This is a genomic window from Pantoea sp. BJFS-204 (genome assembly GCF_049310725.1).
GTDB lineage: Bacteria > Pseudomonadota > Gammaproteobacteria > Enterobacterales > Enterobacteriaceae > Pantoea > Pantoea agglomerans.
In genome coordinates, this window is sequence record NZ_JBMOWE010000001.1 from 488,426 (window position 1) to 500,343 (window position 11,918).

The 11,918-nt window shown below is 53.1% G+C and carries 9 protein-coding genes; all 9 read left to right on the top strand.

All coding sequences use genetic code 11. The features are described from left to right. Positions 1-56: 56 nt before the first annotated feature. A complete protein-coding gene (locus ACO6VX_RS02130) occupies positions 57-1,196 on the top strand; it encodes a polysaccharide export protein (protein WP_010248145.1) in 1,140 nt (379 codons plus the stop codon). Positions 1,197-1,205: 9 nt separating this feature from the next. Then, positions 1,206-1,640: a protein-tyrosine-phosphatase gene (locus tag ACO6VX_RS02135; RefSeq protein WP_010248142.1), complete on the top strand. Its 435-nt coding sequence runs from the start codon at positions 1,206-1,208 to the stop codon at positions 1,638-1,640. Between the two features lie 12 nt (positions 1,641-1,652). Then, positions 1,653-3,830: a tyrosine-protein kinase Wzc gene (gene wzc / locus ACO6VX_RS02140; protein WP_010248139.1), complete on the top strand. Its 2,178-nt coding sequence runs from the start codon at positions 1,653-1,655 to the stop codon at positions 3,828-3,830. Between the two features lie 277 nt (positions 3,831-4,107). Next, a complete protein-coding gene (locus ACO6VX_RS02145; protein WP_010248137.1) occupies positions 4,108-5,244 on the top strand; it encodes an EpsG family protein in 1,137 nt (378 codons plus the stop codon). Between the two features lie 128 nt (positions 5,245-5,372). Next, positions 5,373-6,290 (top strand): glycosyltransferase family 2 protein, encoded by a 918-nt coding sequence (locus tag ACO6VX_RS02150; RefSeq protein WP_010248134.1) that lies wholly within the window; start codon positions 5,373-5,375, stop codon positions 6,288-6,290. A 69-nt stretch (positions 6,291-6,359) separates the two neighbouring features. After that, entirely contained in the window at positions 6,360-7,112 is a 753-nt protein-coding gene (locus ACO6VX_RS02155) for a glycosyltransferase family 2 protein (protein WP_010670978.1), read from the top strand. Positions 7,113-7,158: 46 nt separating this feature from the next. After that, on the top strand, positions 7,159-8,193 hold the full coding sequence (locus ACO6VX_RS02160; RefSeq protein ID WP_010670977.1) for a glycosyltransferase: 1,035 nt from the start codon (positions 7,159-7,161) through the stop codon (positions 8,191-8,193). Between the two features lie 82 nt (positions 8,194-8,275). Further along, positions 8,276-10,492, top strand: coding sequence for a phage tailspike protein (locus ACO6VX_RS02165; RefSeq protein ID WP_010248126.1), 2,217 nt, complete (start codon positions 8,276-8,278; stop codon positions 10,490-10,492). 159 nt (positions 10,493-10,651) lie between these two features. Continuing rightward, complete coding sequence (gene wcaK, locus ACO6VX_RS02170) at positions 10,652-11,914, top strand: colanic acid biosynthesis pyruvyl transferase WcaK (protein WP_010248124.1); 1,263 nt, start codon at positions 10,652-10,654, stop codon at positions 11,912-11,914. The last annotated feature ends 4 nt before the right edge of the window (positions 11,915-11,918 follow it).

The following is an 11,918-nucleotide window of genomic DNA, read 5'->3' on the forward strand; positions in this document are numbered from 1 at the left end:
GCTTACACAGCGGCGGTTTCGCCTCTATCAATAAATAACTGATAGCGAAGATCTAAATGATTACAATCAAAATGAAATTGATACCCTTGCTGGTATCCGCCACATTCCTTAGCGGGTGTACGATCGAACCAGGTTCTCACCTTTCTACATCAGGAAAAGATGTTGTTGAACAGCAGGATAGCAACTTTGACATCGATAAATATGTCAACGTCTTCCCGTTAACGCCTTCACTGGTTGAAAGGATGCGTCCGAAGCCACTGGTGGCTCAGACGAATCCTGCCCTGCAGAACGAAATTCAGAACTACGAATACCGCATCGGTGTGGGCGATGTCCTGACCGTAACGGTCTGGGACCACCCGGAACTGACCACCCCAGCGGGTCAGTACCGTAGCGCCAGCGACACCGGTAACTGGGTGCATTCTGACGGCACCATTTTCTATCCCTACATCGGTCGTGTGCGTGTAGCGGGCCGTACCGTCGGCGAAGTGCGTGACGAAGTGTCACGTCGTCTGGCTCAGTACATTGAAAGCCCACAGGTTGATGTCAGCATCGCCTCGTTCAAATCACAGAAAACCTATGTGACGGGTTCAGTGACCACTTCTGGTCAGCAGCCCATCACCAACGTTCCGTTGACGGTGCTGGATGCGATCAACGCCGCTGGCGGACTGGCCGCTGATGCTGACTGGCGCAACGTCGTGCTGACGCACAACGGTCGTGAACAGCGCATCTCTCTGCAGGCACTGATGCAGAATGGTGACCTGAGCCAGAACCACCTCCTCTATCCAGGCGATATTCTTTACGTTCCGCGTAACGATGATCTGAAAATCTTCGTGATGGGTGAAGTGAAGCAGCAGACCACCCTGAAAATGGACCGTAGCGGCATGACGCTGGCGGAAGCACTGGGCAATGCGGCCGGGATGGATCAAACCACCTCTGACGCCACCGGTGTATTCGTTATCCGTCCACTGCACGGCACCGATCGCAACAAGATTGCCAACATCTATCAGTTGAACACCAAAGATGCGGCATCCATGGTGATGGGAACCGATTTCCAGCTCCAGCCTTACGACATCGTTTATGTCACCTCTACGCCGCTGACGCGCTGGAACCGTGTGATTGGACAGTTGATACCGACCATCGCAGGTATCAACGATGCAACACAGGCCGCATCGCGTATCCGTACCTGGGGTAATTAAGGTCCCATCATGATTAAGTCCGTGTTAGTCGTTTGCGTCGGCAACATCTGCCGCTCTCCTACCGGAGAGCGCCTGTTTAAACGTGCGCTGCCTGATTTAGACGTTCGCTCTGCCGGCCTGGGGGCGCTGGTCGGCCACCCGGCCGACAAGACGGCGTCTGAAGTCGCTGCTGCGCAGGGTCTGTCGCTGGAAGGACATGAGGCGCAACAGTTGACGGCAGAGATGTGCCGCAACGTTGACCTGATTCTGGTGATGGAAAAGCGACATATTGAACAGGTGAATCGCATCGACCCGGCCGCGCGTGGCAAAACCATGCTGCTTGGGCACTGGCTCAATCAGAAAGAAATTGCGGATCCGTACAGAAAAAGCCGTGAGGCCTTTGAAGAGATTTACGGATTACTGGAAAACGCTACCCAGAAGTGGGTGAACGTATTAAGCCGATAGTTGGGATTATCCATGAATATAAAAAATAAGGTCAGAACCGCGCCGGGAGAGGATTCGAATGGATGGGATCTGGCGCATCTTGTGGGACAGCTAATTGATCATCGCTGGATCATTGTTGCCGTTACCGCTTTTTTCATGCTGGCGGGAACACTCTACACACTGTTTGCAACACCAATTTATAGCGCAGATGCGTTAGTTCAGGTTGAGCAGAAGAATGCCAGCACCGTTCTGAACGAAATTGACAGCATTCTGCCACCGACACCAGCCTCTGATACGGAAATCGAGATTCTGGAATCCCGTATGGTCATCGGCAAAACCGTTGACGATCTGGGTCTGGATACCGTCGTTGAGCAGAACTATTTCCCGGTTATCGGTAAAGGTCTGTCGCGCCTGATGGGCAACAAACCCGCCAGTATCGCGATTTCGCGCCTGGAAATCCCACGCACTATCGACAAACGTAACGTTGAACTGGAAGTGACCGGTCCGGATAGCTACACCGTCTCAAAAGATGGCGATGAGCTGTTCAAAGGTAAAGTCGGCCAGCTGGAGTCGCACGGCGACATCAGCATGCTGGTCAGCGAGATCCACGCTGATGAAGGCACCAGCTTCACCGTGACCAAGCTGAATAACCTGCAGGCGATCCGTTCAGTGCTCTCTAACCTGACCGTGGCAGACAAAGGTAAAGATACCGGCGTGCTGGGTCTGGAGTATCTGGGTGAAGATCCAGAGCAGATCAGCAAAGTGCTGAACCAGATTGTGAATAACTATCTGTTACAGAACGTTGAGCGCAAGTCAGCGCAGGCAGAGAAAAGCCTGGAGTTCTTACGCACTCAGCTGCCTGCCGTGCGCAGCAAGCTGGATGAAGCGGAAGACAAGCTGAACACCTTCCGTCGTCAGAACGAATCTGTTGACCTGTCACTGGAAGCGAAATCCGCTCTGGACTCCTCTGTCAGCGTGCAGAGTCAGCTGAACGAACTGACCTTCCGTGAAGCCGAAGTCTCTCAGCTGTTTACCAAAGATCACCCGACGTATCGCGCGCTGCTTGAAAAACGCAAAACGCTGGAAGGTGAGCAGGCTCAGCTGAACAAGAAAATTGCTGGCATGCCACAGACTCAGCAGGAAATCCTGCGTCTGACCCGTGACGTTCAGTCTGGTCAGGAGATCTACATGCAGCTGCTGAACCGTCAGCAGGAGCTGGGTATCAGTAAAGCGAGCACCGTGGGTGATGTCCGCATCATCGATGGCGCGCAGACTGCTAACTCGCCTGTTGCACCGAAGAAGCTGCTGATCATCGCCGCGAGCCTGATTTTCGGTCTGTTTGTGTCAGTGGGTCTGGTTCTGCTGAAAGCGCTGCTGCATCACGGCATCGAGAACCCGGATCAGCTGGAAGAGCTGGGCATGAATGTCTATGCCAGCGTTCCACTGTCAGACTGGCAGCGTAAGAAGGATACCGAAGCCCTGGCGCGTCGTGGCAGCAAGGTGAAAACCGATCCGCACGAAACGCTGCTGGCGCTGGGTAACCCGACTGACCTCTCCATCGAAGCGATTCGTAGCCTGCGTACCAGCCTGCACTTCGCGATGATGGAAGCGAAAAACAACATCCTGATGATCACCGGTGCCAGCCCGGGTATTGGTAAAACCTTTATCTGTGCCAACCTGGCGACCCTGGTCGCGAAAGCGGGTCAGCGTGTTCTGTTTATCGATGGCGACATGCGTCGTGGTTACACCCACGAACTGCTGGGCGCAGATAACAAATCAGGTCTGTCCAACGTGCTGTCCGGTAAAACTGAGTTCAGCCCGGCGCTGATTCAGCAGGGCGTGTACGGTTTCGACTTCCTGCCACGTGGTCAGGTTCCGCCGAACCCGTCTGAGCTGCTGATGCATCGTCGCATGGGTGAGCTGCTGGAGTGGGCGAGCAAGAACTACGACCTGGTGTTAATCGATACGCCGCCAATCCTGGCCGTCACCGATGCCTCTATCATCGGTAAGCTGGCCGGCACCTCACTGATGGTGGCGCGTTTCGAAGCCAACACCACCAAAGAAGTAGACGTCAGCTTCAAACGCTTTGCCCAGAACGGTATTGAGATTAAAGGTGTGATCCTCAACGCCGTGGTGCGCAAAGCCGCTAATGCGTATGGCTATGGGTATGACTACTACGCCTATGACTACGGCAAGACGAACAAAAGCTGATCATTGAGCAATAAAACAGGGGGCGGTCTGACCGCCCCTTTTTATCGTCCCTTTGAATGACGACACGCATCAATTTACACAGGTTATTCTGTCCAAACCCACAAAAGCGATACATCTATAAATCGCATGGCGAGCGTCACTCAACAGAATTCATCACCAGCAGGCATCGCCCGCACGCAATTTGTGACCGTGCAATCAGACTCGCTGTAAAGCCAGTCGGGAAGGCGAAGCGTGATTATTGCTGGCATGAGAACTTGTGGAATTAAGGAATCACACCATGGCTCCATATTGGTATGTATCAGGCTTTTTACTGCTGCTTTCGCTGTTTGAAATAGCGCTAAAAAAAGACGAACGCACAAATTATATTCTGACCTGGCTACTCTGTTTTGCCGCCGTGACTTTGATTATTTTCGGGGGAATACGCGGTCTTGGTACCGGCATGGATGACTTTCAGTACCGGAGCTTCTTCGAAGACTTTGTAAGACGTATTGAGATTAATGGCTTCTTTAATACCGTTGCGTTTTTCCGTTACGAACCGCTGATTTTTGCGATGGCCTGGCTCACCAGCCTGTTTTCGCACAATGCCAGCATCTTCCTGTTTGTCTTCTGCGCCATTGCCGTTTCCATCAATACCTGGTTTTTCAGGAAGATGTCTCCGTATCCGGTGCTGGCGCTGGTGCTCTATTCGGCGCACATCTTTATCAACAAAGACATTAACCAGATTCGCTTTGGCCTGAGTTCTGCGCTGTTCCTTGGCGTTCTCTGGTCGATCTATCTCAAGCGCTACTGGTGGGCATTTGCCTTCTTTATTCTGTCGTTCACGAGCCATAACACCGGTGTCATGGTGGTGACGCTTGTGCCGTTCCTGTTTATCCGGGACTGGCGCTGGTGGCCGGTCATTATCATCGTTGCCAGTCTGCCGCTATCGGTTGTGGGTGGCTCGGGCTTTATTGCCCTGATTGCCGGTCATCTGGGATCGCTGGGAGAGAGGGCATCGGGCTATAACAATGACCCTTCCTATGCAATGGGTGGCAGCATCCTGGCCGTATCGAACCTGAAAAACATCATGCTGGTGTTTGTCTTCTTCTATTTCATGCTGACCGATAAGCTGAAGCGCGAGAATTACGCCCAGTATCGCCTTAACTATCTGCTGATTTTAAGTTTTGCCATCGGCGGAGCGATCAGGATCTTCCTGTACAACTTCCCGTCAGGTTCGCGCCTGTCCAACTATCTGCAGCAGGTCGAGCCGATCATCCTGACCTCGCTGATTTATCAGGCAAGGCGATCCTGGAAGCCAGCGCTGTATGCCATGCTGGTGTTCTTCCTGCTCTATTACCTCTACTACAACACCATTTCAACCAAACAGGCCGTTACCGGTTATGAAGTGGCGCGGGAGTTTTGGCTGATCCACTAATCAATCTGACGACCGCCTCTGGGTGACGAGTTTCACCCAGGGGCGGTCGTCGGTCAGAACACAGGTTTTTCATCGACCGTTGTCGAATGAACTGTTTATTTTTGAACTACTTTAATGAGGTGCTGGCAATGAAGGACATTCGTTTCTCCATCGTAATTCCGGCTTATAACGCGTCAGAATCGATTGTCACGACGCTGGATTGCGTTAAAGCACAAACGTATCGCAATTTCGAAGTCATCATCGTTGATGATAAATCTGCGGATGCCGCCGCGCTGGCGGATGTGGTGCGCAGCGAACGCTACCGGGATCTCGATATCAATCTGGTGCTCTCTGAGGTCAAACTCAACGGCGCTGGTGCGCGTAACAAAGGCATTGAGCTGGCGACCGGTGACTACGTCAGCTTCCTTGACGCCGATGATGAGTGGGCGGCGGACAAACTGCAGCAGGTGAGCGAAAAAATTGCTCAGCTGGACGCGCAGGGCAAAAAGAATTTCGTCATTTTCAGCCAGGTGAATATCTATCAGGATGGCACGTTTCTGAAAGTGATGCCGATGCAGCCGCCAGGCAAAAATGAAACGGTCGCGGAGTATCTGTTCGGCTGCTACGGCTTTATCCAGACCAGCACCATTGTGCTGAAGCGGGAAGACGCGGCAAAAATTCAGTTCGATACCCGCTACATCCGTCATCAGGATTATGATTTCTGCATTCGTGCCGACCGCATGGGCTATGACTTTGTGATGATCGCCGCACCGCTGGCGAACTACCATCTGGTCACTAAGTTTGGCTCGAAACACAAAGGCGAATCGGTGAACTACTCGATGTTCTGGCTCGATAGCATGAAGCCGCATCTGACCCCGCGTGACATCCACACCTACAAAGCTTTTAAGCTGCCGCTGCGCTACAAGATGGATGGTAAGTCGCTGATGGCGAGCCTGAGCTTTGCGCGCTACTTCTTCCTCACCAACAAAGACAACCGTGCTTATTTTATGAACCGGGTAAAAGACAAGGTCAAAGCACGTTTCGGCGGTGAGAAAGCGATCTCCTGACGCGCGCCGCGCCTCGCTCTGCTCCTGATGCCAGGAGCGACTCTTTTTACGATTAATTCAGGGTTGAAGATGAATACTTCTGTTGGAACCGTTGGCATCGTCATGCCTATGTATAATGCACGTCAGACGGTGTTACGCGCGGTGCAATCGGTTATCAATCAGCACTATACCGACTGGCATCTCTATCTGGTCAACGATAAATCGACCGATGACTCGCTGGAATTTGTGCGTGAGCATTGTCAGGATCCGCGCATTACCATTCTGGATAACGCGGTCAACATGGGCGCAGCAGAGACCCGAAACGTCGGGCTGCGCGCGGCCACTGAAGAGATTATTGCCTTTCTCGACAGCGACGATGAGTGGCATGCGGATAAGCTGACCCAGCAGGTCGCTGCCATCGCTGCCGGCGATGATTTTGTGATTACCGAATATCACTATAAAACCCGCAAGGCTGAGCACGACATTACCTACGGCAAACCTTACCTGCAGCAGGAAAACTTTGTGAAGAAGCAGTATCGCGTCTGCTTCTCCTCCGTCTGTTTCCGCCGTCCGCCGCAGGGGCTTTTCTTCCAGCGCAAAGGCCACGAAGATTTCCTGTTTTTGTATGAATTATTCACCCGCTATAAGCAGGCACGCGTAATTCAGACGATTCTGGTCAACTATTACGAATTAGGCGATTCCCTTTCCCGTAATAAGAACAAAGCGGCCCAGTGGCACCTTGAATTATTAAGAATTATCTATAAAAACAATCCTTTAAAAATCTATTACTATTACGCCTGGTATATGGTGAATGGTGTGCTGTTTACCCTTAAGCATCGTTAAGCCTGTCGGCAGGATTGTCTTTAAAATTTGAGGTGGATAGCGTTTCATGAAAAAAATTGTCCTGGTGATCAAAGATGCTTATTCGTATGCGGGCACCGAGAACATCTGTAACTTCATGTCAGAGTGTCTTGGCGAGACCCATGAAGTCACCATCTACTCGCTGGAAGGCAGTGGAAAAACCTTTTACCCGTTTGAGCACGTCAAACAGATCGTCAGCTTTGAAGGGCAGAGCAATCCGATCAAAAGCGCGGTTGCCCGGATTCACGAAGAGGGTTTCGATACCGTCTTCCTGATCAGCATGGGTCGCCTGAGCGTGATGTTCGCTTTCTGGAATCTGCTGGCGATGAAGAAGAAGCGGGGCAAAGCCTACGCCTGCGAACACATCGCCATTAACTCCTTCAGCAAACCGATTAAGTTCCTCAAGTTTCTGCTGCTGCGCTACTACGACCGCGTGATTGTTCTGACCGACAAAGATCATCAGGTGTTCAGCCGCTGGCGCATTCCCAGCAAGCAAATCCCCAACCCGGTGGTTTACAAAGACTATCAGCGCCAGACCCGTCATCGCCAGGCGCTGGCCGTAGGCCGTCTGGATAACCAGAAGGGCTTTGACCTGATGCTGGATATCTGGCGCGACTTCGCCCGCAGCCATCCTGACTGGACGCTGGTGATTGCCGGTGACGGTGAACTGCGTCAGCAACTGCATGACCAGGCGGCGGTGCTGGGCATCACCGACAGCGTGAAGTTTGTCGGTAAGGTCAGCAATATCAACGACTACTATCGCGACAGCGATATGGCGCTGATGACCTCGCGCTATGAAGGATTGCCACTGGTGCTGCTGGAAGCAAAATCCTGGTCACTGCCGGTAGTGGCATATGACTGCCCGACCGGTCCACAGGAGATCATCAATCACGGGGAAGATGGTTTCCTGGTTCCGATGAACGACAAAGCCACGTTTCTGGCCCGAATGGAGCAGCTCGCCAGCGATGACGCGCTGTTCTATGCCATGAGCGAAAAAACGAAACAGACCGCGCTGAAATTCGACGGTAATCAGATTAAGCAAAGCTGGCTGTCATTGGTTTAACCGGAGCTGGAAAAGCTCACTTGCGACGTGCCTCAGGGACACCGCCATGGCCAATGGCCTTATTGACTACGGGAATTGATGCATGAAAAGAAGAGAAGTTTTACAGACCGCCGCCTCCGCTCTGGTGGGGGCTCTCTCCGTGAGCACCTTTTCCAGCTACGCTGCAAAAAGTAACGGTATCGCCCTGAAGCCGGTCGATGCCACTGACGTGCCTAAAGGCGACGTGCCAATTCTGACCCCGGAAAATGTCTACGCCATGCCGCCGCAGTTCTGGCAGGGCTTTGAAGGCAAACTCTGGATTGGTAAAGCGGGTGCAGATGCCAGCAAACCGGGCAACCAGATCCCGGTCTTCCTGCGTGATGCCAGCGGCAAAGTGTCGGAGATTGCTCAGCCTATCGCGCTGAACAAAGGTAACTTTGCCCAGTTTATTCAGGACAATGCTGCGCTGATTGCCAATCCGTCGCATTCGATGGCAGTCGAGGATAGCAGCGGTCAGACGCTGTTCAACATCGCGGATGTCAGCCGTCCGGGCGCTGCAGATTTCAGCCAGCGTCTGGCACAGCCCGCGGGTTATCAGCTGATTGGTGAGATCCCGTCCGTAGCGGAGTTACGCAAAACCCGTCCGCTGTTTGAAGGGGCTAAGGTTAAGCTGAAAAGCTGGCATGAAGGACGGGAAGTCGGCGGCGGCGAGTTTGTCGGCAGCTTCCAGCCCGCGCAGAATGATGGCGGCGTGAACTTTGCCGGTGAGGGCTTTTCCTGGCGTCGCGTGGTAGACGATTTTAACCGCCTGACCCTGTTTGATTTCGGTGCGATTGCCGATGGCAAAACCGATACGGCACCCGCCATTATGGCGATGTTCCAGTGGTCACAGCAGGCTAACCAGCAGATCTGTGTCCAGTTCCCGGCCGGTACCTTCATGGTCTCAGCCTGTAACCTTGGCGATAAGTATCTCAACTTCTTCCGCATGTCCGGTGCGATGGTAAACTTCGGCTACTTCCCGGCGACCACGATTGTCTCGGATGGTAAGTCAGAGTTCGTCTTTGAGATGAATGCACGTCGGGTTGAGCTTTCCAACCTGAACTTTAACGGCAACAGCGATAAAAGCCCCAACAAGCAGGGCTTTTTCCATAACAACTGCCCTGGCGGACAATATTTCCGTGGTGCCTGCCTGCGCTTTAACGCAGTCGGCGGCACCGCCATCAGCCTGCAGGATACTCTGGATTGTAAAATCGACCAGTGGTACGCCTCACGCTGTAGCGGCGATGTGATCAAATCGGGCTGGTCAGGTCAGAAGCAGGGCAAATGGGACCACAGCACCGCGATTGAGCTGTCGAACTTCAATGCGCAGTACTGTCGTGGTGGCAAAGTCCTCAACCTGCCGCGCTGCGGCCAGTCGATTATCCATAATGGCTGGATTGAGCACTGTGATAACCCGGGCGATCTCTCCAACGGTCAGTGGATTGTCGATGCGCTGAGCCTGGAGGATTGTAAGAATCCGCTGATCGCGCATAACACGCGCCTGAATATGCGCCAGACCAGCCTGCAGTCGGGCAGCTGGATCGACAACTCCATGCAGGGCGACCGTCTGCTCAGCATCTGGGAGATGGGATCGACCCGCGTGGAGTCCTATGGCGTCGCGCTCGATGGCAGTCTGAAGTACAACTACATCACCTCGCGCTGGCGTTTAGAGAACAACACGAATCAGGAAACCTGGTTTGATCTCGGCAGTCTCTACTCCCCGACCGTGGGTGATTCGTGGGAGATCGAAATTTTTGGTCAGTCGCAGTTCAGTAACGGCAGTGGCGATAAGCCGCTGATGGACCTGATCGGTGACAAGACCACCGGTGGCCGCGCGATGATCCACGTACAGCGCAAAAAAGATCGCTCTGAAGCGAGCTGGTCGGCCGAAGGCAGCAGCCCGATTGTCGATGTGCGCTATGTGGCTGAGCATGACACCGATGTCCGCATCTTCGTCAAACTGGCGGGCTGGACGCCGTCGGTGGCCGTGCTGGTGAAAACCACCGGTAAAGATCGCTTTGTCACCGGTCGCTGTGCGCGCGTTAACGCGAAGATGGAGAAGGGCAATCCTCCGGCGGGCGACGCGACTAAACGCGCGCCGCAGCGCTTCAGCCTGCACAACGGCAAAGCGGGCGTGGGCGCTAATGAGCAGGGCGACCTGCTGATGGCTTCGCGTCCGCTCTCCGCCGATCAGGTCGATACCAGCAAGCCAGAAGGTTTTGTTTCCGTCGTGATCAACGGCAAACAGGTCGCACTGCCTTACTTCGCAATCAAGTCGTAACACCTTGCATCACGGCCGCCACAATGGAGGCGGCCGGTTTTAACAGGAGCACTACCTTTGGGTGCGTTATCCCGTAAAGCATTACTTTAAACAGAGTTCATTTTGCCCATTGCGGATCTGGGCGGCTTACAGAATTAAAAAAATTCATTCGGAGTTGTTATGAAAATTTTATTGGTGGGTAACCATACGTGTGGAAATCGCGGGGATGGCGCGATTCTTCGTGGACTGATTGATTCAATGAAGTCTGCACGCAGTGATTTAGAAATTGATGTTATAAGCCGTTATCCAACCAGCTCCGGTTATCTGCTTCAGCAGGATATTAAGCAGGATGCGCTGTATCTGCACAACAGCAAATCAGGCAAAGGTCTGGTCGGTTCGTTCAAGCGTAAAGTCGCGAACCGCCTGATGCCTGATATCATGATGGCGCATCTGGGCAAGGGCGGGATCTTTAAGTCGTTCGCTGTACCCCCGCACCTGAAGGCGTTTACTGACAGCCTGGCAAAATATGATGCGATTATTCAGGTTGGCGGATCGTTCTTCGTTGACCTCTATGGTGTGACCCAGTTTGACCATGCCCTCTGTGCGCTGATGGCGAAAAAGCCGATCTACCTGATCGGTCACTCGGTGGGGCCGTTCCAGAACCCGCGCGTCAATGCGCTGGCAAACTTTGTCTTTGATCGGGTCGACAGCCTGGTGCTGCGTGAATCGGTGAGTCTTGACCTGATGAAGCGCGATGGCGTGACCAGTTCTAAAGTCGCGTCTGGCGTTGATACCGCTTTCCTGGTGCGCGCACGCGAAGTCGAAAATCCGAGCCATAACCTGCTCTACTGGCAGGGCATTATCGATGGCCGTAAAACCATCGCGATCACCGTGCGTGAACTGGCACCGTTTGATAAACGTCTGGGTGTGACGCAGAAAGAGTATGAAGCGGCATTTGGCCGGGTGATCAATGCCATGATTGCTGAAGGCTATCAGGTTGTGGCGTTCTCAACCTGTACCGGCATCGACAGCTATGCCAAAGATGACCGCATGGTTGCACTGACCCTGCGTGACCACGTGACGCAGCCTGAACATTACCATGTCATTATGGATGAGTTTAATGACCTGGAACTGGGCATCCTGCTGAATCATTGTCATCTGACCATTGGTACCCGCCTGCACTCGGCGATTATCTCCATGAACTTTGGCACCCCGGCTGTGGCGATCAACTACGAGCACAAGTCGATGGGTGTGATGAACCAGCTTGGTCTGCCGCAGATGGCAACCGATGTGAAAAGCCTGATGGATGGCTCGCTAATCGACAAGGTGAAAACTGTGCTTGCCGATTACGACAACATCAAGCTCAAGGTCGACACGGCCGTTGCGAATGAAAGGGAAATTGGCAACCGGATCACTGAAGAGATTCTCAAAGTATTAGGGTAATGTG

What these genes read in the sequence shown, in the direction of transcription:
- wcaK (WP_010248124.1), top strand. Translation starts at nt 10,652, where the DNA reads ATGAAAATTTTATTGGTGGGTAACCATACGTGTGGAAATCGCGGGGAT.
- ACO6VX_RS02160 (WP_010670977.1), top strand. Translation starts at nt 7,159, where the DNA reads ATGAAAAAAATTGTCCTGGTGATCAAAGATGCTTATTCGTATGCGGGC.
- ACO6VX_RS02135 (WP_010248142.1), top strand. Translation starts at nt 1,206, where the DNA reads ATGATTAAGTCCGTGTTAGTCGTTTGCGTCGGCAACATCTGCCGCTCT.
- ACO6VX_RS02145 (WP_010248137.1), top strand. Translation starts at nt 4,108, where the DNA reads ATGGCTCCATATTGGTATGTATCAGGCTTTTTACTGCTGCTTTCGCTG.
- ACO6VX_RS02130 (WP_010248145.1), top strand. Translation starts at nt 57, where the DNA reads ATGATTACAATCAAAATGAAATTGATACCCTTGCTGGTATCCGCCACA.
- ACO6VX_RS02155 (WP_010670978.1), top strand. Translation starts at nt 6,360, where the DNA reads ATGAATACTTCTGTTGGAACCGTTGGCATCGTCATGCCTATGTATAAT.
- wzc (WP_010248139.1), top strand. Translation starts at nt 1,653, where the DNA reads ATGAATATAAAAAATAAGGTCAGAACCGCGCCGGGAGAGGATTCGAAT.
- ACO6VX_RS02165 (WP_010248126.1), top strand. Translation starts at nt 8,276, where the DNA reads ATGAAAAGAAGAGAAGTTTTACAGACCGCCGCCTCCGCTCTGGTGGGG.
- ACO6VX_RS02150 (WP_010248134.1), top strand. Translation starts at nt 5,373, where the DNA reads ATGAAGGACATTCGTTTCTCCATCGTAATTCCGGCTTATAACGCGTCA.